The organism is Selenomonas ruminantium AC2024 (assembly GCF_000687995.1).
GTDB classification, from domain to species: Bacteria; Bacillota; Negativicutes; order Selenomonadales; family Selenomonadaceae; genus Selenomonas_A; species Selenomonas_A ruminantium_B.
In genome coordinates this window covers 764,383-786,475 of the sequence record NZ_JIAC01000001.1, presented here as the reverse complement: position 1 = coordinate 786,475, position 22,093 = coordinate 764,383, and the positions used below count along the sequence as shown (strand labels likewise).

Here is a 22,093-nt window from a genome sequence, read left to right as displayed (position 1 = left end):
GAATAGTATATAATAAGTAGTTTCTTTGCGCAATATATCAATCATACCTCGCCTTTGTCTCTGCCGCCAACGGCATTTCTGATTCAAATTCATATTGCATATCAACACTATTATCCGTCCAAAGTTCACATTGTAGCATTACCGTCTGCACCGCATCTTCCATACCCTCTGGCGGATATTTATGTTTTTTCAAGAGCTTTTTAATCAGCATACGCATTCTCGCTCTGGCACTTGACCTTTTCTGCCAGTCAATGGTGCGGTTCCGGCGCAGCGTATCCGCCAGCTCTTTCGTTATGGCAATAAGTTCTTCATTCTCATAAAAATCTTTAATTGCCTGCGGCTTGGTCAACGCATCATAAAAAGCCAGCTCATCAGCAGTCAGCCCTAATTGTTTTCCTTCCTGCTGTGCCTTGGATATTTGCTTGGCGAGATTCAAAAGTTCCTCTATCACCTGTTCATTGGTCAACATCCCATTGAGATAAGCATTCATTGCCCGCTGGATGATTTCACTGAACTTCTCTGACTTCACCACATTGGTACGACGATAAATCTGTACCTGCTCGGCAATAAGTTTTTTTAACAACTCCACCGCCAAATTTTTCTCTTTCATCTTGGCGATTTCTTCCAAAAACTTAGGGTCAAACAGGGAAAACTCCCGCTCTACATCTGAAAAAAGATTAATAACACCATCACTCTTGATGCTTTGTTGCAAAAGGTCATTAATCCGTTGATTCATTTCCGGCAAAGAAATCTTCTGCCCTGTCCCCTGATGGGTCAACCGCAGGACAAGAACCCGCACCGCTTCAAAGAATGCTGCCTCAAACCGTTCAGTCTCTGGTGCAATAGACGAACAAAGCGAAAGTGCTTGATGGAGAAGCAGCGCCTCCTTGATGAAGGCATCTTTTTCCTTGTCCTTCTCCCGGTCAACGATGAAGTTCACCGCACCGGTTATCGTTTTCGCCCTTTGCAAATCTGAACCAGTGGAAAATTTTCTGTAATCATAGCCATAGAACAAATCCCGGCAAACAGATAATTTCTCAAGGAATTTTGGATAGGCCACCTTAGCAATATCCGTATCACCATAATTCTTCTTATCCCGCACAGTGTAATCATTCATAGCCCGTTTGAGCGCAGATGCAATCCCCACATAATCTACCACAAGGCCGCCTTCCTTGTCCCGCCACACCCGATTGACACGGGCAATGGCCTGCATGAGATTGTGCCCGCTCATTGGTTTATAGACATACATGGTAGCCATAGACGGCACATCAAAACCAGTCAGCCACATATCGACCACAATCGCAATTTTTAGTGGGCTGTTATTATCCTTAAACTTCTGCGCAAGTTCATCCCGCCGATGCTTATTGCCAATAATTTGCCGCCAATCTTCCGGATCTTTGTTGCTCTCGATCATAACCACGGCAACTTTTTCCGTCCAAGCAGGACGCAATTCCAGAATACGCCGATAAATCTTCATGGCAATAGCGCGGGAGTAAGCTACAATCATAGCCTTGCCCGTCAGCAAGTTTTCCCGGTAGTTTTCATAATGGTCAAGAATATCCTCTACCAAAGAATTAATGGTTTTATCGTTCCCCAGAACGGCCTCCATCTGCCCAAGCTCACGCTTGCTTTTTTCAATAGTAGCAGCATCCGCATTCTGTGCCATCAAATCATACTCAGCATCAATGAGTTTCAATGTCGCCTCGTCCAAATGCAGTTTAATAACCCGGCTCTCATAATACACAGGCCGAGTTGCTCCATCCTCTACCGCCTGCGTCATATCATAAATATCAATATAATCGCCGAAAACCTCACGGGTGCTTCTGTCCTTGGCAGAAATCGGTGTACCGGTAAAACCGATATAGGTCGCATTAGGCAGGCTATTGCGGATAATCCGCGCCGTACCTACCACGCGCTTGGCAACTTCCTGACCTTCCTCATTATGAGTCATCACAATTTTTTCTGTCAGCCCATACTGCGAACGGTGTGCCTCATCAGCCATTACAATAATATTCCGTCGTTCTGACAGCGGTTCATCTGATTCCTCAAACTTCTGCATGGTTGTAAAGATAATCCCATTGGCTTGTCGTCCTGCCAGCCAGTTTTTCAAATGCTCCCGGCTCTCCGCATGAACAGGTTCCTGCCTCAAAAATGCCTTGCACTTGGCAAACTGTCCATAAAGCTGGTCATCAAGGTCATTCCTGTCTGTTATCACCACCACAGTTGGACTGTTCAACGCCGCCTGCAGCAGATGTACATAGAATACCATCGACAATGACTTGCCACTCCCTTGAGTATGCCAAAACACGCCACCTTTACCATCGGTAACTGTAGCGTGTTTTGTTGAGTCAATCGCCTTACGGACAGCAAAATACTGATGATACCCTGCCAAAATTTTCACCTTTGACAGTCCATCATTAGAGAAACAGATAAAATTCTGCAGGATGTCCAACAATCTACTTCGTTCAAATATCCCTTCAAAGAACGTGTCGAACTGGGCGTACTGGGTATTCTCATAACTTCCGTCCGTCGTTTTCCACTCCATAAAACGGTCTTCGCCTGAAGTGATAGTCCCCGCCTTGGAAGTCATCATATCGCTCATTACACAAATGGCATTATAAATAAACAGCGACGGAATTTCCTTCATATAATTCCGCAGCTGCAAATATGCTTCACTGGCATCCGTTTCCTCACGGGAAGGAGACTTGAGTTCTATAATGGCAATGGGCAAACCATTAAGAAACAACACCACATCCGGGCGCTTGGTGCTGTTCTCAATATATGTCCATTGATTCGCCGCAATAAAGGAGTTATTGGCAGGATTATCATAATCCACCAGATAAGCAATAGCCGCACGTTCCTCCCCCTTTACTGTATAGCGCACCGGAACCCCGTTCTGCAGATAATCCATAAAGACTTCATTGCACAGAACAAGGTCACCATTATCAAAATTGCGCAGCTTAAAAAGCGCATCCGCAATGGCATCTTCCGGCAAATCTGCATTAAGGCGCCGAATATAATCCTCCAATACCTCATCATACAACGGACTGCGCTGGTCACGCTCTATCTCCGGACCATAAACCACCTCATAGCCCAGCCCGGCAAATAACTCCATAACAGAGCTCTCATAATCCGCTTCGGTATATGCGTTTGGCATTGCTATCATCCCTTTAGCTTAATTTCTTCCAGCTATGCAGACAATCTACGTCTTACTTCTCCAATAAAAAATTGGAAACTAGGAGAATGGTTGTTATCTAAATCCATGTATTGCCCTATTTTTTCAGCCCATTCACTTTTTAATCTTCCTGCTTCGACAAAAGTAGGGCACTCTTCTGCAAACCGCTTCATGCCACCTTCATAGACAATCTCAGCTAAAATCTCCCAGGTTCCGCAAATGCTATCCTGCTTATAGTTTTTCAAATAATTCAATCTTGCCTCCGGGTAAGCTGATTTTATAGCTGCCTCATCCCCTAATAGCCATGCTTCCATCTCTTCAACAGCTATACAAAAGACATGGTCTATTGAAATATTATTACTTATTGCAACTTGCTCAAGTTCATTTCTAAAAACTTCTGTTTCTCTTGTATCATTATCTAAAACCACAAAAACAGCAGCACCATCAGGCATAAACTTCAAACTCTTGTCGAACCCTCTAAGGTAAGTCGCTAGGTCATTCAGCAGTTTCCCCGTCTTAGTCTCTTTCACAGTATTTTTCTTCGTAAAACCACCTATCCCATGGAAATATTTGCATTCATAAAAAAGATTACTCTCTACCTCACATAATTTATCCATGATTTTTTCGACAAGAACCTTACCTGATTTATCTTCTATTAGGAATTGAAAGTACATTGCATTACCTCAGCCAAAATACTCACTATACCATAAATCACCAACACTTGCACCTTCGGAAGTCAGGTCATTTACAAAGTCATACTCACTAGCTCGTCTTATCTTTGAAAAACCATCTTCTCCTTTTTCCAACACCCAAACCTGCTTAGGCGTTAAGGCATTTACAAAGAACGGACTATGTGTTGTTACAAATAACTGTTTTGCATAGCCTTTGCCAACATTTCTTTTCATCTCAATCGCCAAACTTGCCAAATATTTATGATATAAGCCATTCTCTGGTTCTTCTACGAATACAAGCTGACGAGGATTACGCTCATGTAGCAGCAAATAATAAGCAAAAAGCTTCAATGTACCGTCAGACATACGCGGTGAAAAAAACGGTTCGCTAAATCCCTTTTGGAAAAATTCTAATACCATTTGCCCATTGGGTAATTTTACAGGCTCTATACGTTCAATATTAGGAATCTTATCTTGTATATCTAATAATATTTTCTTGAATTCATCAGAATTTTCACGATACATGTATTGTGCAACGTTATTTATGTTACTGCCCGTTTTATTTAAGTATGGCGATGGTGATGCTGTTTGTAATTGTCTTGCAGCATCAGGGGTAAAATAGCATAAATACCAGCTTTTCAGAAATGACAGGAATTTTTCTATACGTGAATACTGCTTCATTACGCCCAGTGTGACTATGCCTAAAGTTCTGCTTTCCGAAAGCTCTACTGCCACCTTTGTCCCTACAGTTTCATTCCCCTCATCATCTACCTGTCCACCTTCTGCACCTTCAAAAGCATAACCTTTACCATCTACTAAATGAAGGAATGATAACGGCCATCCGTAGCTATTACCTGCTCTTCTCTGCCGCAAACGTTCTTCCTTTACATACGGTCTGTTATTTTTATCTGTACTGATAGTCAACTCATAGGTTATAGGCCTTGAATTTTGGCTTTCCTTATAGTAAATCTCAAAACGAATATCTTTTGCGCCACACTGCGATATAAGCTGGTCAAAGCCACCACGGTTCTTTTCATCACAAGCCGTTTCTACATCGCTGGATATGCAATCGGAAATAAAACCAAACGCATCAGCTATGGTACTCTTACCATTTCCACTAGGGCCGATAATCGCAACCATATTTCCTAATTCATCAGCATTGCGGTCACTAAATAGTTTTCCCATTTTTATATCGCGTAATGAGCCATAGTTCTTAATAGCTATGCCTAATATTTTTCCCATTGCTATATCTCCTTATACTACTAAAACCTTTTCCCTCATAACATTTCTATAAAAATCGCTATCCTTATTTATTTCATGGATTTCAAAGATGTCAACCCTCTTTTGCAGAGCTTCACGCAGTTCCTCTCCCAAGGCAAGTACATTTGTCAGCCTGAATTCTTCGTCAATGTAGACGAGAAAATCTACATCACTATTCTCATCAGCCTCACCACGAGCGTAGGAGCCAAACAGGTATATCGCTTTCACATGGTATTTTTTTGCTAATGGCTTTGCCACACTAGATATATATTTAAATGTGATAATTTGATTATTCATAATAGTACCTTTTATTCATAATTAACCCCATTTATTTAACAAAAAAGGTTTGAACTACCTTTCTTCCTCTCCTCGGAGCACACTTTAATATAAAAAAACAATTATTGATTTCATCAAATCTTAATTTAAAATCCAGATACTCGGGTATTTGTTTTGGAATAAATCTCTTTTGAATATTTCTATAAAATAGTTCCAACTCATGAATATACTCCATCAAATAATCAGTACGCCTTAATATCTGTATACTCGTAGCAGCACTGGTCACGCCAATGCCAGGATTTAAATAAGTTTTTCCACCAATACTATTAAGTGTACACACATGTTTCTTTCGTAACAAAGTTCTATCTTCATCAGTTATTTGAGATTCTAGTATAGCTTCAGGCAATTCAAATTTTGATAATAGATTTGGCCAATTTCTATTAAGTATATCTAAATATCGTTGTCTTGAAAAAGCTAATGGATTATTTTTATGATTTTCTGTAATATCAACAAAATAGGCCTCTTCCTCACAATCAGGAATATATACTATTAACAGTTCTCCTGTACGATTGTAATAATTCCTTCCATTTTGACGTTCTTCTTTTCTTTCGCCTAAGTGTAAATGATACATATTCCATTCAAAGAGCATCAAATCATTTTTAGCTGGATTATCTGCAAGTTTACTTAATCTTCCATTAAGGTCAACTCCGTTTTCAAAATCACATTTAATCTTTTCTATAACTGCTTTAAATTTAGCATAATCATTCGAGTCAAGTTTTCGCTTCAATTCTTGTGAAACCATCACATTTCTCTTATTAGTTGAAATATGTTTTTTATTGAATGTGAACAATCGTTCCAAAAGATAGCCAGCTTTATATCTTATGATTTTCTTATTACGTTCTGCAAAATCCTCATATTCTAGTACTTCAAAAGGTATCGGCGGAAAAAATCGTTCTATTTTCAAACAAGGATTTTTCTTTGTAAAGAAAAGTGTTAATTCCGATACAACATCTGCAAAAAAATTCAACTACCATTTTCCTCCGCAAAATGCAAAATTAGTTTTTCCTTAATCAACTAACACACGATACATCAATCTCACCAGACATAAGTCGTGGAAGTAATGTATCTCTTAACTTTGATAAAGTTTCTATTTCCTTTCTATTATGGAATATTGCCTTTATCAACGGTTCGATAGTTTGTGCAAATTTATTCTGCTCCGCAATCGGCGGTATTTTTATTGCATAGGAGTGGATATGATTACGGTTAAGTGTAGGAACGGCACTACCACCTTGGAACATACTGTAATCTAAATGATATAACATAAAGTAAACCCATAAAGGATTACTGTTTTTGAATTGTTTAGTAAACAACGATGTATTATGTGGCCAACATGGTTCAAGATATAGTCTTGGCTTTCCAATATTGCCGCTTCGCCCTAAAACAATACAGGGTGGTTCTGCCATATATTGATTATGATAAAAAATTGTATCCGTTGAGCCTGCCACTGGGTATTTACCTTTTATCATTTTCGTTTTTGGCAGGTCATACCCTCTTTGTAATGTGACCACATCTCCGACAGTTCCTTCTCTCCAAGCCTGACAATTAAAATCAAACTTTTTATAGAAAAGCTGTGCTTGCTCCTCTAAATTCTTATTTATTTCTTTATTCGCAGCAATTTTATCATCTATTGGCTTCAAAATTGATACCAAAAAATCCTGTTGCTTTCTTGGCGGCAATGGTATTTGCATATCCGAATATGTCTTAGCGTTGATATTTCCTCTTGTACTCCCTGTATTAAAAGATTGCACCCATTGCTTATAAATATCAGACTGACAAAAATATTTAATATAGTATGGATTTACCTTTTGCGTATCTATACTAAATTTTATTAAAAATCCTGCATATACAAATTCGCCATCGCTACCATCATAAAAATAATTACGACCAGTACTAGCGCCTGTACGCGCGAATACTATATCATTAGGCCGAAGCAAATACTCCTCTGCCCTATCATCGGCAACAGACTTCAAACCATCTTTTTTTATAGTCCCATCATCATTAATATCTGTTATACGCAAATATGTATACAAATTAGGTGAATATTCAACAGCAGACGCAGCTATTCCATAAGAGCCTTTTCCCTCTATTGAAAGTTCTCCCAATGTTTTAATTTCACACTTCATACCCAATCGCCTCCAGATTCTTCCGAATCTTATCTTCCAGTTCATGGGATTTAGCGAACAATCCGGAAAGTTCGCCTGTTAGCCGCTTCATCTTTTCTTCGTAGGGTTCGCCGTCATCTTCCTGTTCAGCAATACCTACATAGCGTCCTGGGGTCAGGATATAATCCTGTTTAGCAATTTCTTCTGTGGTGGCAGCGGCACAAAAGCCTTTTACTTCTTCCAAGGTGCCATTTTGGAAAGCCGCTACAGTATCCGCCAGTTTCGCTATATCTTCATCGGTGAAGTCGCGGTGTTTGCTGTCAACCATATGTCCAATATCCCGGGCATCAATAAATAAGGTCTTGCCCTTTTGCTTTTTATTCTTGGTGATAAACCACAGTGTTACCGGAATGGTGACACTGTAGAAAAGTTTTGTAGGCATGGCAATGATGGCTTCCACCAAATCATCTTCGATAATGTTTTTGCGGATTTCGCCTTCACCGCGCGTTTGTGTAGACAAGGCACCATTGGCCAGCACCAGACCGATTTTTCCGTTCGGTGCCAGATGATGTATCATGTGCTGAATCCACGCATAGTTGGCATTGCCTGCAGGGGGCAGACCATATTTCCAACGTTTGTCGTCTTTCAGCTTGTCCTGTCCCCAGTTGGAAAGATTAAACGGAGGATTCGCCATGATGAAATCGGCTTTCAAGCTGTCGCCGTGAATATCATTGAAGAACGTATCCGCCTGATGTTCACCAAGGTTGGCATCAATGCCGCGGATTGCCAGATTCATCTTTGCCATCTTCCACGTGTCGGCATTGGATTCCTGCCCATAGACAGAAATTACGCCGCGCATATTGCTGTGTGCCTGAATGAATTTTGCGCTTTGTACGAACATCCCGCCACTGCCACAGCAGGGGTCATATACCCGACAGTTCGAGAACGGACGAAGTACAGATACAATGGTTTTAACGATACTGGCAGGTGTATAGAACTCGCCGCCTTTTACACCTTCGTAAGCGGCAAACTGCGCAATACAATATTCATAAGTTCGCCCCAAAAGGTCTTTGCTCTCCTCCGTATCATCCATATTCATGTTGGTAAAGAGGTCAACTACATTGCCCAGTACCCGCTTATCCAAATCCGGGCTGGCAAAGTTCTTAGGCAGGACATTTTTGAGCTTTTTATTGTCATCTTCAATAGCCCGCATGGCGTTATCGATAACAGTACCAATCTCTGGCTTATGGGCAGCTGCAGCAATCTTGCTCCACCGGGCATCTTCCGGCACAAAAAAGATATTTTCTGCCTCGTAAGCATCCGGGTCATCTTCAAACCCATCACCATCTGCTACCAGCTTGTTATACTGTTTTTCAAAAGCATTGCCAATATAACGCAAAAAGATAAGGCCGATAATTACCTTACGATAATCAGCCGCAGGAATATGCCCCCAAAGCTCACAGGCCGCATCCCATATTTGTTTCTCAAAGCCGATATTGGCACTGCTGTTATTCGCCATTTAATGCTTCCTCCATGTGCATATAATTCTTCGTTCATTATACCATAAATTTACAAAATTTTCCTTACAGACCGCCCTACCTATAAGGAGAAGTCCGGGATAACCTTTTCGTTAACGGTTATCCCGGACTTCTTGAGTTTCCTGTATGTTTCTGTATATGGCTTTTATTTCTGCTTATTTTGCGGGGATGGCTTCGGCCATGGTGGCAGCTCCCACTGCTTCCCGGGCTTCTTTTTCCGTCATGCCGGTGACGTTGACATTTTTCGTCGTTTTGGCCTCATAGCTTTCTGCCCGCATGATTTCGGCGATATCTACGCCGGTAGCTTCTTTGATGGTCTGGATTGTCTTGGCCATGACCAAGGGCACGTTGTCACTCATGGAGGACATGCCGCTGCCATTGCCGCCGCCAAAGATGGTAACTTTGTCGATGGTGCCCAGTGGCTTAGCCACTTCAGCGGCAACCTTGGGCAGGATTTCAATAGCCATCTGCGCCATTGCCGCCTTGCCGTATTTCTTGAGGGCTTCCGCCTTTTTGTCCATGGCAGCAGCTTCGGCTTCACCTTTCAGGCGGATGGCTTCGGCCTCGGCCTGCGCCTTGGCGGTGATACCGGCAGCTTCCTGCTCCATGGCGTATTTCTTAGCCTCAGCCTGGGCTTTCTGGGCTTCGGCATCTCTCTGCTGTTCGTAGAGTTTTGCTTCGGATTCGCGCTGGCGTTTGGCCAGTTCAGCTTCAGCCTGCTTGCTGATGTTGTATTTTTCCGCATCCGCTTTCTTCTGAACCTCTGCCGCCAGTTCCTGCTCGCGGACAGCTACCTGCTGTTTGCGCAGAGCTTCTTCGCGGTTGGCCTTGGCGATTTCCGCATCCACCGTAGCCGTCTCGATGGCCTTGCGCTGTTCCTGTTCCTGAATGGCATAAGCCGCATCAGCCTCTGCCTGCTTGATGTCGGATTCCCGTTTGAGTTCTGCCTTGCGGATGGCCAGCTCATTCTGACGCTGAGCAATTTCGAGTTCCGCCTTGACCTTGGCATCGTTGGCTTCCTTCATTGCTTCAGCCTGTTTTACGCTGACATCCCGGTCAGCCAAAGCCTTGGCAATGGAAGCGTCCTTGCGGATACGGGCCGTGTTGTCCGCACCCAAATCCGTGATGAGGCCGGTCTCATCAGTGATGTTCTGGATGTTGCAGGAAATCACCTTGATACCCAAGCGTTCCATATCCTGTGCAGCGGCAGCCTTAACCTGTTCCGAGAACGAATCGCGGTTGGTGCTGATTTCCTTCAAGGACAGTGTGCCCACAATCTCACGCATATTGCCTTCGAGAGAATCACGCAGCTGGTCGGCGATGAGTTCCGGCGTGAGGTTCAGGAAGTTCTTGGAAGCCAGCAAGCGGGCTTCATCGGAATCATCCACGGAAACCTTGGCTACGGCGTCTACCTTGACGTTGATGAAGTCATTGGTGGGCACACTCTGCTGAGTGCGGATGTCCACCGTCATCTGACCGAGATACAAACGGTCCACCCGTTCCAACAGCGGCACCTTCACGCCGCCCTGGCCCACGAGCATGCGCGGCTTAGCCCGCCAGCCGGAGAGAATAAACGCGACATCGGGCGGTGCCTTTACCCAACAGGTAAGGGCAATCGCCATAACGATAAAGGCCAAAAGACCAACCAACATCAAATAAAATACCAAAATCAACACCCTTTCTTTAAGGAAATCTATAATTTATGTTCAATCCGCTTTGGCGATTGAATGTCCTGTAAAATACCGTCCAGCTCTTTTTCCAGTACGCTGAACTCAATCTCCCGGAGCGACGCCTGCCGCTCCGACAGTTCCCGGGCTTTTTCTGCCATAACCCCGCTGATTTTGGCAAAGATATCATGGAACCGCCCAGCTTCCGCTGCCGTCATATTACCGGCCATGCCGATTATATAGTTGAGGTAAGGCTGGACAAACCTCAGGCAGTGCGCATCCATAGGAAGCTTGCTTCCTATGCAGATTCCCTCAAACAGGCTGATTTTCTGCACCACCGCCAGATAATTATCCGCCGCATAAAATGCATGGAGATAGCCGTAAAATTCCTTGCTGACACGGTCCAATATCGCCTGCTTATCCAGCAGATAATAATGAAGTTCTGCCGTCATTAGCTGCCGCAGGATTTTAACCTCCGCCCGGTCTTCATGGGCAAAGAAATCTGGATTCTTCTGCTCCGGCTTCACCAGATGCCGCAGGGCATAGAACCGTAAAAAGAGCCCTTCTGCACAATGCTTGTCATATTCCAGCAGATTTCCAGACTCCCCATAGGCAGCGCTGGCGTTTAAGGCGCCCGTCTCATATTTTTGAAACAGCTCTGCCAGATTCTCCCGCAGCAGTTCATATTCACAGCGGTTTTTGAAGTCCTGACTATCCATAGTTATCGCTCTCCATATCCTGTTTTATCGGATACTGATTATGATATGATAAATTTATTAAATTCGTATTAGAATTGTAGCAATTTAAGCAAACTTTAATCTAAGCTTGTTATACTCTCATTGTTTTCATGTTATTTTCATTTTCAGGAGGTTTATATGAGTACAGTAAAAGCATGTTTAGACCAAAACGATTTTTCTCCTAAAGAACAAAGCCGCTGCAACAAGTTCATTTCATTCCTGGCGGTCTTTGCTCTCGTCAATTTCTTTTTCCAGTACACTTTATTTTCCACAGATTTATCCATCCGGACTTTTCTTAAGCCCGCAGCTCTGCTGCAGGTCGTTGTCTCGCTCAGTCTGATTGTCGTCAGTCTCTACATTTATTATAAGAATAAGGTTTTGCATTATCTGCTGCGCTTACTGCCCTGTGTATTTGTCAGCATGATTCTGATGAACATCTTCAACAACATACTTGGTGCCGCTGCTCTGGTTTTATGGTTTGTTGCTTCTATCTATGTGAATCGCAAATATTTTAAGATTCTTGCCCTGCGCAAGAATTACCTTCGCTTCATCGTTTGGTGCACGGCTCTTATAATCGTCGGCTCCGTTATCGTAGCAGCCCTGACGCGCGGAATTGCTACCCCCAGTACTGTGAATATGATTCTGTTCATCGGGCTGGTTGAAGGACTGGGCAGCACCGCGCTTCTCTGGCAGCTTCTGTCCAAGGAAATTGCCAGTGGACAGACCTTCTACGAAGCTATACGCTATACGGTTTTGATTCCCACAACTTTCATGTTCCTGCTCGGTGGCCTGCTTACCGCCGTCCCCATCAAATTCTTCTCTGGTGAATACCTCTTCGGCGAAGACGGCAATGACTATCTGCAAATGCCGGAATCGAAATAATTTTTCCTACTAAAATACGCTGCGGTCATGAGGATTTCTCATGACCGCAGCGTATTTGTTGTTATGGAATCTTTAGGGGAAAAATGAACTTAGGAGATTTTTTATCCAAGAACGCCGCAGCTGGAAGCAACGAGATAAGCTACCAGTGCACCGCACAGAGGAGCAACAACAGGAATCCAAGCGTAACCCCAATCGGAGCTGCCTTTGCCAGCAATCGGCAGGATTGCATGGGCAATGCGCGGACCAAGGTCACGGGCGGGGTTCATGGCATAACCCGTGGGGCCACCCAGGGAAAGACCAAGAGCCAGAATCAAGATACCAACGATGTAGGGGCCATAGCCCGGAACGAGCGTGCCAACCGGTTTGGAGAAAATCATCCAGATGACGAACATCAGGAAGAACGTAGCGATAGCTTCGCAGAGGAAGTTAGCAGCCGGATTGCGGATAGCCGGGCCCGTGGAGAATACGCCGAGCTTAGCAGCCGGATCTTCGGTTTCAGCCCAATGCGGCAGGTATGCCAGCCATACGATAGCAGCACCAACGATACCACCGAGAATCTGTACGATAGAAGTCATCACGAACTGGTTGAAGGTATAAATACCAGCCATCATCTTAGCCAACGTAACAGCCGGGTTCAGATCCCCCTGAGGCGCGCCCAGCGTCGTAGCCGTGAATACACCGAGAGTAACGGCAAATGCCCATCCGAAGCCTATGCAAATCCAGCCGCCCCCCTGGCCTTTGGATTTGGTCAGCGTCATATTTGCACAAACGCCGCAACCAAAGACGAGCAGGACCATCGTGCCCATGAACTCGCCGAACAAGTTTTCCGTACCTGTTACCATGATTATCCCTCTTTCTTATAAATAGATTATAGCTGTATAGCAGCCGGACGGACGAACCGCCCGGCTAAACTATCTCAACAAGCCTCTCTTGAATTACTCTTCATCCAGCCAATGCATGGAGTGTTTAACAGCTTTACGCCAGCCTTTGTAGAGGCGATCGGATTCTTCTTTTTCCATCTGGGATTCAAAGCGGGAATCCAGTTTCCAGCTGCTCTTGAGTTCTTCTTTGTTCGTCCAAACGCCAACAGCAAGACCAGCGAGGTAAGCTGCGCCGAGAGCCGTGGTTTCCGTAATCTGCGGACGGTCAACAGGAACGCCGAGGAGGTCAGCCTGGAACTGCATGAGCAGATTGTTAGCAACAGCACCGCCGTCAACTTTGAGAGCGGAGAGTTTTTCGCCGGAATCAGCTTCCATAGCTTCCAGAACGTCGCGGGTCTGATAAGCCAGGGATTCGAGGGTTGCACGAACGATATGGGCTTTCGTCGTGCCGCGAGTGATGCCGATGATAGCACCGCGGGCATTCATATCCCAGTACGGAGCACCCAGACCTACGAAAGCAGGTACTACATAAACGCCGCCGTTGTCTTTCACCTTCTTGGCAACCCATTCGGAGTCCGGAGCGGAGTCTACCATGCGAACACCGTCACGGAGCCACTGGATAGCGGAACCAGCTACGAAGATGGAACCTTCGAGAGCGTATTCAACTTTGCCATCAAGGCCCCAAGCGATGGTCGTTACGAGGCCATTCTTAGATTTGTGAATTTCCGTACCCGTGTTCATAAGCATGAAGCAGCCAGTGCCGTAGGTGTTCTTAGCCATGCCCGGCTCGAAGCAGTTCTGGCCAAAGAGTGCTGCCTGCTGGTCACCAGCAGCACCAGCAACAGGAATCGGAGCACCGAGAATGGACGGAATGGTTTCGCCGTATACGCAGGAAGACGGTTTAACTTCCGGCAGCATGCACTTAGGAACATCGAGATAACCGAGGAGTGCGTCATCCCATTTGAGTTCGTTGATGTTGTAGAGCATCGTACGGGAAGCGTTGGAGTAATCCGTCACATGAGCCTTGCCGCCCGTGAGTTTCCAAATCAGCCAGGTATCAATGGTACCAAAGAGCAGGTCGCCCTTTTCTGCCTTTTCGCGGGCACCTTCCACCTTGTCGAGAATCCATTTGATTTTCGTAGCGGAGAAATAAGCGTCAATCAGAAGACCAGTCTTGTCCTTAACCTCATCCACAAGGCCTTTTTTCTTCAGGTCTTCAGCAATGGGAGCCGTCTGGCGGGACTGCCAAACGATAGCATTGTACACAGGACGGCCCGTGTTCTTATCCCATACAACCGTAGTTTCGCGCTGGTTGGTGATACCGATAGCAGCGATATCGCTGGCTACGAGACCAGACTGTTCGAGAGCTTCCTTCATAACCGTGGTCATGGAGCTCCAGATTTCATCAGCATCATGCTCAACCCAGCCCGGTTCCGGGAAGTACTGGGTAAATTCCTTCTGGGAAACGCCGACAATCTTCGAGTTCTTGTCGAAAATGATTGCGCGATTGCTCGTCGTACCTGCATCCAAAGCCATTACATAGTTCTTTGCCATTGTGAAACCCCTCTTCTTTCTTGTGAAGTCAATTAAGACTCAAATTAAGATTTAGATAATTCTTAATAATCCCCGGCAATTTTCTGTGCCAGGTCCAGGATTTTTACCGAGTCAATGCTGGCATACAAATCCTTGGGAATGACCGCTGATTTGACATTGGGATACTTGACCTGAATCTCCGGCAGTTCAAATGCGGACTGGGGAGCCAGAAGCATTACATCAGCGAACTGGGCTGCTTCCTTGACTTCCTGAATAGGATAGAACGTCACCGAGCAGGGATACCCCAGTCTTGCTGCCTCATGCTCCATGCGGCGCACCAGCATATTGGTGGACACACCGGCAGAACAAATCAGTACAATTCTCCGAATCATCGAAAATCCTCCTTCCTTAACTATGGGTTATTTCCCATAAGCCTTGGCTAATATCTCAACGGGATGGCAGGTTTTGGCCTGCGTACCATGTTGGATCTGTAGTCTGCAGGTGCCGCAGTCACAGATGACTTCGTCACTAGCAGATTCCTTAATCCGGTTGAACAGTTTTTCACCAATCTTCATGGAGATTTCGTATTTATCTCCCTTGAAGCCGTAGTTACCGCTCATGCCGCAGCAACCGGCATCAGCCTGTTCTACCGTAACCCCGGGAACCTGCGCCAAAATCTTGGCAGCCGGAACACCGAAGCCCTGACTCTTGAGGTGGCAGGGAACGTGATACATGAGCTTTTCCCCGACCTGCTTAAAGTTTGTATTGAGCTGCCCCTTGTCAGCGAGAATCTCCAGGAATTCAAAAGCGTCATAGACGTTTTCGCCCGCTTCGTGCATCTTTTCTTCATTAAATAACTCGTGATATTCCTGTTTGAGCATCAGCGAACAACTGGTGCAGCAGGCAACCACGGGGATGCCTTTTTTCTTCCATTCCAAAATGCGGGACACATTGTTATCTGCGTGTTCGTGAGCCTCATCGAGATACCCCGTAACCACCAGCGGCGAGCCACAGCAGTTGAACTTCTCATCCACGAGGACTTCATAGCCGTTGGCATTCATGACCTTGACAAAGGCCACACCAACCTGCGGTTCGTTGTCGTTGATGAAGCAGCCGGGGAAGAACACCACTTTTTTATCGCTCTTGGGCTGCTTGATGCCCTTGAAAAGCTGCATAAAGCTTTCCGAAGCGTAAGCCGGCATGCTGCGCTCACCGGCTATGCCCATAGCCGAGAACACGCCCAGGCTCTTGCCGATGCTCATGCCCAAGTTAGCAAAGGTTGCGCCAAAGGGCAGGGCACGGACAAGTTTTGCCATGCGCTCACCATGAGCCAGCATATCATCCCGCTGGGAATGCTCATGCGTTTCATAATACTTGGCCCGCTGCAGCATGTTCAGAGTGGATACCGCCACCCCAGAGGGACAGGCTCTATCGCAGCTCTTGCAGTTGGAGCAGAAGTCCAAGCTGTCTTCAAAGTCATCCTGCGAAAAATGCATGCGGCTGTGGGCCGGGCCCACAAGTTTCGGGCCGCGGTAGCTCTTTTCTGCTTCCATTACCGGGCAGCTGGACATGCAGGATGTGCAGGACAGGCAATGGTCAGCAGTCGAGAGAGCCGATTCCATTTCTTCTATTTTCTTACTAATATCGCTCATCGCCAAAGTCTCCCTTCCTCACATCAATGCGGCTTTGTAGGCCGAAGCTAACGCCACACCGTTGCCGGAATGTTCAAAGCAGAAATCATAACCACCCAGATTGCTGCCAACCACATAGACATTCTCATAGACGAGCTCGTTATTAGCATCTACAGGGCGCAGGCTCGTGTCCGTGCGCACGCCGGTCTTGGCAAAGCCCTGAGGTTTTGCAGAGAACAGTTCTGCATTGCTCCAGTTTTCCTCACCGGATTCAATATATACAGGCAAATCAAAAATCATTTCCTGCGGATGTTCAAATTCCCGCACCGTGATGCCGCCGCTGTAGAGGCCGCCGGTAGCTAGAATGAACTTATCTGCGTAGTAGGTCTTTTCGCGAATCGAAGCTTCAGCTACAACCCCCGTAACCTTTTTGCCATCGCTTACTGCCCGGAGAACTTTGGTATTTTCCACAATTTCCACGTTCATATCCTTCAGGGCTTGCTTCAGCATCTTCTGCAGACGCAGGCCGTTGACAGATGGCGGCAGGCAGGTGGTTTCCAGAACTTCGGCGCCTAACTTCTCATGGATATAGGCGGCACATTCCTGACCTTTCGTACCCAGTACCTGCGGAACCAGGAACACCGTGTTATCGGACTGGACATAAGGACGGAGCTGCGAAGCAAAGGAATCGCGGCCTTCCTGCGTATCCAGCCAGCGGGCCACATCAATGGTGGTGATGTCGCGGCCGCCCAGAAGCGGCGTTTCCACTTCCACTACCGGGAACTTGGTCTGGCCATTTAAGGACTGCTGGAGATTATCCTGCAGGATATTGCCATAGAAATCCTTGAGTCCCTTGATGCCTACGATGACGATATGTTCCTCACCATGGAGGCTCGTGCCATCGAGGCAGTGAGGTGCCAGGCAGGTCGGCTTCATGGTGCCCACAGCAGTGGGAACCAACAGCTGATGGTCTAGAGAACCACGATAGGGGAAACCGTAATCCCGGGTGAAATCCAGGAAGAAGTTCACGGCTTTTTCCACCGTTTCCATCCCGATTTTGCTGTAGGGATGTTCAGCCGGCAGGCTCTTGATGGCCTCTTTGGGACATTCCACATAATTATGCTGCTCATCATAGCCCAGCACATCAATTACGCCGCTATTTAAGGAAAGTGAACCTGACCCGCAGGTGAGCAAGGTCACTTTTTTTCTCTGATTGGCACTGACCAAAGCCGCCATCAGGCCGGCAAAGCCGCTGCCAATTACCAGGGTATCCGCATGTTTCATTCCTTTTTGCCTCCATTCACATGAAAGGACAGTTCATATAAAGCCCGAGTCATCTGTGTTTCCCGCAGGGTTCTGCCGACGAGCACCGGACGGATGCCCTTCCAGCGGCCCTGCAAAAATTCCTTCATGCGAGTAAGTGTTTCTGCCGCCCGCTCGTGCTTGCCGTATTTAGCAAACAGGCCGGCGGAGCGCAGGGCACAGAAGTTGCCCTGGCAGGTGCCCATACCCACGCGGGTACGGCGGCGAATATCATTAATCTGATAGCAGGATTCTTCCTGCGCAATTTCTTCAAATTCAGCCAACGTTACGTTTTCGCATTCGCAAACGAGTTCCCGTTTCTCCGGCGCTTCCTCCAAGCGTTTTACGACCTTGGCGAAACGTTCGGGGCCTAAGCGGGTTGCGGCCAAATTCGTACCATAAGCCGGGAAGTACTTGCGGGCTGCCTTCTTGGCTTCCTCGCTGACCTCCGGAACCAGCGGTTCTTCGGCGGTACGGCATTTTTCCGTATTGCCCAGCTTTGCACAAACCTTGTCGGCCATCTTTTCAGCCATGAGCCGGTAGGTGGTGAACTTGCCGCCCACAATGGTGAACATGCCCTTGAGGCCGTCCTCCTCATGGTCAACGATGGCAAAGCCGCGGGAAGCACTGCGTCCAACTGCTCCTCCTGGCGGTATATAGAGTGGACGGGAACCGGCAAAGGCACGGAGCATGCGGTAATCCCGCAGATGCTCAAAGGTCTTTTCACCGATAGATAGCAGGTTTTCCACTTCCGCACGGGAAGTGCTGGTATCTTCCGCATCCGGAATACTCATGGAAGAAGTACCCAGAATGGTGATGGAACCATGCGGTACGAAAATATCACCATCGGAAGATTTGTGCAGGCGGTTGACTACGTGATTGGTAATGCGCTGGTTGAAGGCTAAGAGCGTGCCCTTATCCGGCTGAACACCAACTTCGAGGCCTGCCAGAGCGGCAACCTTGCCAGCCCAACCACCGGCCGCATTGATGGCGACTTCACACTCGATGATTTCTTCCTCACCGGTGATGGTATTTCGTACTTTCACGCCTTTAAGCTCGCCATTTGCCTGTTCAATCCCGATGACCTCGCGGTAGGTCAGGCTGCGTCCGCCATAGCGTTTGGCAGATTCTACATTCTGCCAGCTCATGCGAAAACCGTCGATGGCGGCATCCGGTACCAGATATGCCGACTGCACATTTTTCGAGAGCAGCGGCTCCAGCCGAAAGGCTTCTTCCAAGGTAATCGGCTTGGCTTCAATTCCACTCTCCGCACAACCCTTTACCCAGGCTTCTTCGTAATCCGGGTCATCAATGTTGAGTCTTACGAACATCCCCCCGGTCGTCTCTACACAGGACTTGCCAATCTTTCGCAAAATCTGATTTTCGATAATGCACTCCTTGGCTGCCTCCTGGTCTTTCACCGCATAGCGGCCACCGCTGTGCAGCAAACCATGATAGCGGGAACTGGCACCATTTACCAGGTCGCATTTTTCCACCAGCAGCGTATCTACCCCGCGCATGGAAAGGTCGCGCAGAATACCTACGCCGGTAGCCCCGCCGCCAATAACAACGACCGTTGCTTTTTCCATCGTAAATCTCATCCTCTCCGGAATAACACACATTTTTAACCGCCCAAGCGATTATTTATTTCTATGATTGTAAATTTATAGACAATTTGGGTAATAATAAATTTTCAATCATAAAAAGTACATTTTTTTAGGGCGCGAATCCCTTCTCCATATCGTTAGTCGTTTCGATATTTTCTCACAAAAAGGGAATTTCGTTTTTGTGCCCGTCATAAATACTATATTTCGTTTACATGCTTATACTACTACAAAATTCCATACTAGTCAATACGAAATATGATTTTTATTTATTATTTTTCATCGTTTTTCTTATTGAGAATTTTTTTCGCAGTTTTCCTGCCTGAGGTCTTTTCTTTTTCGCGATTTACTTGTACAATAATAATTAGTTATTTATGGGATGAGGAAGGGATTAGTTACAATGAACAGAGAGGATTACATCAAGGCTTTGATTAAGTCCCATGGTTACACCATGAAAGACTTCGCCAAGTTAATCAATATGCCTTACACTACTTTGTTGTCCATTCTCAATGGCTCCATTGGCGGTGCTGCCATGGACAACGTGTTGAAAATCTGTGGGGCTCTGAATATCCGCATTGAAGACCTCAACAATCTGGCGGATAAAATGGATACGAACGAGCCTCCTGCTTCTGAAACAGCCGGCATTGACCCGCAATTGTTAAAACTGTTGCAAAACCTGCCGACAGAGAAGCAAATTGCCTTAAAACTGTTACTGGCTGACAAGTAATTCATAACACGAATATATTCCCTGCCAGCAGGCAGGAAATTCCCAACCCGATAGCGAATAAGTCTAACACATAGCGAAAAAGGGAGGGACTTCCATGGAAAAACAAATCGCCGTCTGGCTGTTAAAGCGTGGCTACGCTGATGATGTGGAACAGGGTATACGCTTTGCTGAAGCTCTGGCGAAGAATGAATGTACCGAGGAAATGCTTGAAACCCTCAGCCATAATATTGATGTGTTTATGACCGTCGGTGGCCCTGTAACCGCCGAAAACCTCCTGCCCTTCATGCAGGAGAAGTACGATATGGCCAAGAAACTTATCAAATTCTGGAGCGAAAATCCCAAGGACACCAATGCCGTTTTCTTCTTCAACGAATGCAGAAAACACGGCGTCGAAGTCGAGTAGTCACGCAAATAAAAACACTAAAATAAAAGGCCTCCTGAGGAAACTACATCCTCAGGGGCTTTTTATTTTAGTATTTTCCTAATTTGTTGCGCAGTTCTCTTTGGTTCTTGCAGTCTGTCTTTTTCAAGATATTGCCAATGTGGAATTTTACTGTACGTTCTGTGACCACCAGTGCTGCGGCTATATCGGCAATTTTTTTATCCTGCATCACTTCACGCAGGACCTCTGTCTCTCTGTCGGTCAGGTTATACTGCCGCTGCCAGTCAGGACAGTTATCCTGTACTTGTACGTTTTCCTGTACGATTTCCTGTTCCCGTTCCTGCATCAAAGCACAACTACCGCCATTTTCTACCACGAGGCTTATATTATCCGGCAAGGAGAAAATCTCCTCGTTTCGCCTTTCAGCATAAATCACCACCGCCCGATAGAACAGAATCGCACCGAAAAGCAGAAGTGCCGCACGACAAGCCACGGTTAAAGACAAGCTGTGCTGTTCGAAATACACACTACCTGCTAAGGCGGCTACAGCGCTGGCCGGCATCTCAATGCCGCGCCCCATGCCAGCCCACAGGCGCGGACGGCTGGTCAGCGGAGCGACGGCAAAAAACATTCTGATAACCAGTATAATCAAAGCGCCTGTAAAAAACGCATCCGTATAGGAAAGCAGTGACAAGGCAAAACTATCCGAACCGGCCCGCACAAAGATAGGTATGCTTTTGGCGGCTAATGCGATGACCGGCAGATACACGGGCCAAGAATCGGCAATCACACCAGCGAACAGATAACCGACTGCCGTAAAGATGCGTGATGTGCTAAAGGTTTCCTCATAAGCTGCAAAGCGTGGAAAGAACGAACTATCATCAAGCCCTACGAGCAGTCCCAAAACCAGCGCGATCATAACGGCTAAAGACAACTGTTGGGGCAAAACCTGCGGCGACGCTGACGGCAAATCAACGGCCCCCGGTAAATTATCCGCCAGCCTGTCCATCAGCCAAGCGGCCAGCACCGCAGTGCTTACCACTAGTGCCATCTGTCCCCCGGCGGGCAGATGTGAGGCAAGATACACCAGCAAATTGCACAGGCACAAGGAAACACCGATAAATCTTCCCTGACAACAGCCCTGCACTTGCATGGCGGATAAATAGGCCACATGGCCTGCCAGATAGCCATAAGACAGGGCAAACATGAGCAGCGGCCACCACCAGGAATCCCCGCCCTGCCAAAGAAATATACTCCCCAAGGAATTGAGCAACAACGCACTGTACAGTGCCAACTTCCCCTTCGTCCAGCGCTCATGCAGCCAGCCGTAGGCAATCATCCCCAACGAACACAGCAGCATATAGCCCAGATTCGCCATGACCACAGCTTCACCATCCACCAGCTGCAAGAGGTGCATGTAAAACAATATATTCGCAAAGAACATTCCTGCATAAAGTGTATAGAGCATTTCATCACTTCCCCTGAAAAATCGCTTTTCTACATCCGTAAATTATACCATTTTCCTCTGGCCTTGTCCTGTCAAATCTGACCGTCAACCGCAAAGTACAGGCCGCCAGCCACGCCCTACAACAAAGACTGTACCTGCCGTACAGTAGGAACATACGGCTATACGCAGAAAAAGATAAAAGTAATCGTCAATATTAT

General features: G+C 46.4%; 19 protein-coding genes. 3 read left to right on the top strand and 16 right to left on the bottom strand.

Annotation, left to right across the window (positions count from 1 at the left end; all coding sequences use genetic code 11):
* Positions 1-37: 37 nt before the first annotated feature.
* The 9 genes from P157_RS0103640 to P157_RS0103600 all read right to left on the bottom strand — a co-directional run bounded on the left by P157_RS0103640 (position 38) and on the right by P157_RS0103600 (position 11,468).
* Positions 38-3,157 carry a type I restriction endonuclease subunit R gene (locus P157_RS0103640; RefSeq protein WP_026759813.1) on the bottom strand — a complete coding sequence of 1,040 codons (3,120 nt, stop codon included), beginning with the start codon at positions 3,155-3,157 and terminating at the stop codon, positions 38-40.
* 32 nt (positions 3,158-3,189) lie between these two features.
* The gene (locus P157_RS0103635; RefSeq protein ID WP_026759812.1) at positions 3,190-3,849 is read right to left on the bottom strand and encodes a DUF4276 family protein; all 660 of its coding nucleotides are present in this window, start codon (positions 3,847-3,849) and stop codon (positions 3,190-3,192) included.
* A gap of 9 nt (positions 3,850-3,858) precedes the next feature.
* On the bottom strand, positions 3,859-5,088 hold the full coding sequence (locus P157_RS0103630) for an AAA family ATPase (protein WP_026759811.1): 1,230 nt from the start codon (positions 5,086-5,088) through the stop codon (positions 3,859-3,861).
* A gap of 12 nt (positions 5,089-5,100) precedes the next feature.
* On the bottom strand, positions 5,101-5,403 hold the full coding sequence (locus tag P157_RS0103625; protein WP_196243101.1) for a nucleotidyltransferase family protein: 303 nt from the start codon (positions 5,401-5,403) through the stop codon (positions 5,101-5,103).
* A gap of 31 nt (positions 5,404-5,434) precedes the next feature.
* Positions 5,435-6,409: a hypothetical protein gene (locus P157_RS0103620; protein WP_026759809.1), complete on the bottom strand. Its 975-nt coding sequence runs from the start codon at positions 6,407-6,409 to the stop codon at positions 5,435-5,437.
* A 43-nt stretch (positions 6,410-6,452) separates the two neighbouring features.
* Positions 6,453-7,565, bottom strand: coding sequence for a restriction endonuclease subunit S (locus P157_RS15625; protein WP_196243100.1), 1,113 nt, complete (start codon positions 7,563-7,565; stop codon positions 6,453-6,455).
* A complete protein-coding gene (locus tag P157_RS0103610; protein ID WP_026759808.1) occupies positions 7,555-9,063 on the bottom strand; it encodes a type I restriction-modification system subunit M in 1,509 nt (502 codons plus the stop codon). The genes P157_RS15625 and P157_RS0103610 overlap by 11 nt, the downstream gene beginning before the upstream one ends.
* Positions 9,064-9,237: 174 nt before the next feature.
* Complete coding sequence (locus P157_RS0103605) at positions 9,238-10,734, bottom strand: flotillin family protein (RefSeq protein WP_037368510.1); 1,497 nt, start codon at positions 10,732-10,734, stop codon at positions 9,238-9,240.
* A 41-nt stretch (positions 10,735-10,775) separates the two neighbouring features.
* Positions 10,776-11,468, bottom strand: coding sequence for a hypothetical protein (locus tag P157_RS0103600; RefSeq protein WP_026759806.1), 693 nt, complete (start codon positions 11,466-11,468; stop codon positions 10,776-10,778).
* 156 nt (positions 11,469-11,624) lie between these two features.
* Between P157_RS0103600 and P157_RS0103595 the strand changes: the two genes are divergently transcribed.
* Positions 11,625-12,368, top strand: coding sequence for a hypothetical protein (locus P157_RS0103595; protein ID WP_026759805.1), 744 nt, complete (start codon positions 11,625-11,627; stop codon positions 12,366-12,368).
* Positions 12,369-12,469: 101 nt separating this feature from the next.
* Here P157_RS0103595 and P157_RS0103590 read toward each other — a convergent pair whose 3' ends face one another.
* From P157_RS0103590 to glpA, 6 genes are all read right to left on the bottom strand, one after another.
* Positions 12,470-13,210 carry an MIP/aquaporin family protein gene (locus P157_RS0103590; RefSeq protein ID WP_026759804.1) on the bottom strand — a complete coding sequence of 247 codons (741 nt, stop codon included), beginning with the start codon at positions 13,208-13,210 and terminating at the stop codon, positions 12,470-12,472.
* 93 nt (positions 13,211-13,303) lie between these two features.
* Complete coding sequence (gene glpK, locus P157_RS0103585; protein ID WP_026759803.1) at positions 13,304-14,803, bottom strand: glycerol kinase GlpK; 1,500 nt, start codon at positions 14,801-14,803, stop codon at positions 13,304-13,306.
* 62 nt (positions 14,804-14,865) lie between these two features.
* The gene (locus tag P157_RS0103580; RefSeq protein WP_026759802.1) at positions 14,866-15,174 is read right to left on the bottom strand and encodes a PTS lactose transporter subunit IIB; all 309 of its coding nucleotides are present in this window, start codon (positions 15,172-15,174) and stop codon (positions 14,866-14,868) included.
* 27 nt (positions 15,175-15,201) lie between these two features.
* Positions 15,202-16,434, bottom strand: a complete 1,233-nt coding sequence (locus P157_RS0103575) for an anaerobic glycerol-3-phosphate dehydrogenase subunit C (RefSeq protein ID WP_230578435.1) — start codon at positions 16,432-16,434, stop codon at positions 15,202-15,204.
* A gap of 18 nt (positions 16,435-16,452) precedes the next feature.
* Positions 16,453-17,697, bottom strand: a complete 1,245-nt coding sequence (glpB, locus tag P157_RS0103570; RefSeq protein WP_026759800.1) for an anaerobic glycerol-3-phosphate dehydrogenase subunit GlpB — start codon at positions 17,695-17,697, stop codon at positions 16,453-16,455.
* The gene (gene glpA / locus P157_RS0103565; protein WP_026759799.1) at positions 17,694-19,304 is read right to left on the bottom strand and encodes an anaerobic glycerol-3-phosphate dehydrogenase subunit GlpA; all 1,611 of its coding nucleotides are present in this window, start codon (positions 19,302-19,304) and stop codon (positions 17,694-17,696) included. Before glpA ends, glpB begins: the two co-directional genes overlap by 4 nt.
* Before the next feature lie 415 nt (positions 19,305-19,719).
* Between glpA and P157_RS0103560 the strand changes: the two genes are divergently transcribed.
* Both P157_RS0103560 and P157_RS0103555 read left to right on the top strand, forming a co-directional pair.
* Complete coding sequence (locus P157_RS0103560; RefSeq protein WP_026759798.1) at positions 19,720-20,046, top strand: helix-turn-helix domain-containing protein; 327 nt, start codon at positions 19,720-19,722, stop codon at positions 20,044-20,046.
* A 94-nt stretch (positions 20,047-20,140) separates the two neighbouring features.
* Positions 20,141-20,449 carry a hypothetical protein gene (locus tag P157_RS0103555; protein ID WP_026759797.1) on the top strand — a complete coding sequence of 103 codons (309 nt, stop codon included), beginning with the start codon at positions 20,141-20,143 and terminating at the stop codon, positions 20,447-20,449.
* A gap of 67 nt (positions 20,450-20,516) precedes the next feature.
* On the opposite strand, the gene P157_RS14820 is transcribed toward P157_RS0103555, so the two are convergent.
* Positions 20,517-21,896 carry a helix-turn-helix transcriptional regulator gene (locus P157_RS14820; protein WP_026759796.1) on the bottom strand — a complete coding sequence of 460 codons (1,380 nt, stop codon included), beginning with the start codon at positions 21,894-21,896 and terminating at the stop codon, positions 20,517-20,519.
* Positions 21,897-22,093: the final 197 nt, after the last annotated feature.

Excerpts from the sequence above, each read along its gene's own strand:
- P157_RS0103630 (WP_026759811.1), bottom strand. The coding sequence starts at position 5,088 with ATGGGAAAAATATTAGGCATAGCTATTAAGAACTATGGCTCATTACGC.
- P157_RS0103590 (WP_026759804.1), bottom strand. The coding sequence starts at position 13,210 with ATGGTAACAGGTACGGAAAACTTGTTCGGCGAGTTCATGGGCACGATG.
- P157_RS0103575 (WP_230578435.1), bottom strand. The coding sequence starts at position 16,434 with ATGAGCGATATTAGTAAGAAAATAGAAGAAATGGAATCGGCTCTCTCG.
- P157_RS0103625 (WP_196243101.1), bottom strand. The coding sequence starts at position 5,403 with ATGAATAATCAAATTATCACATTTAAATATATATCTAGTGTGGCAAAG.
- P157_RS0103605 (WP_037368510.1), bottom strand. The coding sequence starts at position 10,734 with ATGTTGGTTGGTCTTTTGGCCTTTATCGTTATGGCGATTGCCCTTACC.
- P157_RS14820 (WP_026759796.1), bottom strand. The coding sequence starts at position 21,896 with ATGCTCTATACACTTTATGCAGGAATGTTCTTTGCGAATATATTGTTT.
- P157_RS0103600 (WP_026759806.1), bottom strand. The coding sequence starts at position 11,468 with ATGGATAGTCAGGACTTCAAAAACCGCTGTGAATATGAACTGCTGCGG.
- P157_RS0103560 (WP_026759798.1), top strand. The coding sequence starts at position 19,720 with ATGAACAGAGAGGATTACATCAAGGCTTTGATTAAGTCCCATGGTTAC.
- P157_RS0103640 (WP_026759813.1), bottom strand. The coding sequence starts at position 3,157 with ATGCCAAACGCATATACCGAAGCGGATTATGAGAGCTCTGTTATGGAG.
- glpK (WP_026759803.1), bottom strand. The coding sequence starts at position 14,803 with ATGGCAAAGAACTATGTAATGGCTTTGGATGCAGGTACGACGAGCAAT.
- P157_RS0103610 (WP_026759808.1), bottom strand. The coding sequence starts at position 9,063 with ATGGCGAATAACAGCAGTGCCAATATCGGCTTTGAGAAACAAATATGG.
- P157_RS0103580 (WP_026759802.1), bottom strand. The coding sequence starts at position 15,174 with ATGATTCGGAGAATTGTACTGATTTGTTCTGCCGGTGTGTCCACCAAT.
- P157_RS0103555 (WP_026759797.1), top strand. The coding sequence starts at position 20,141 with ATGGAAAAACAAATCGCCGTCTGGCTGTTAAAGCGTGGCTACGCTGAT.
- glpA (WP_026759799.1), bottom strand. The coding sequence starts at position 19,304 with ATGGAAAAAGCAACGGTCGTTGTTATTGGCGGCGGGGCTACCGGCGTA.
- P157_RS15625 (WP_196243100.1), bottom strand. The coding sequence starts at position 7,565 with ATGAAGTGTGAAATTAAAACATTGGGAGAACTTTCAATAGAGGGAAAA.
- P157_RS0103635 (WP_026759812.1), bottom strand. The coding sequence starts at position 3,849 with ATGTACTTTCAATTCCTAATAGAAGATAAATCAGGTAAGGTTCTTGTC.
- P157_RS0103595 (WP_026759805.1), top strand. The coding sequence starts at position 11,625 with ATGAGTACAGTAAAAGCATGTTTAGACCAAAACGATTTTTCTCCTAAA.
- glpB (WP_026759800.1), bottom strand. The coding sequence starts at position 17,697 with ATGAAACATGCGGATACCCTGGTAATTGGCAGCGGCTTTGCCGGCCTG.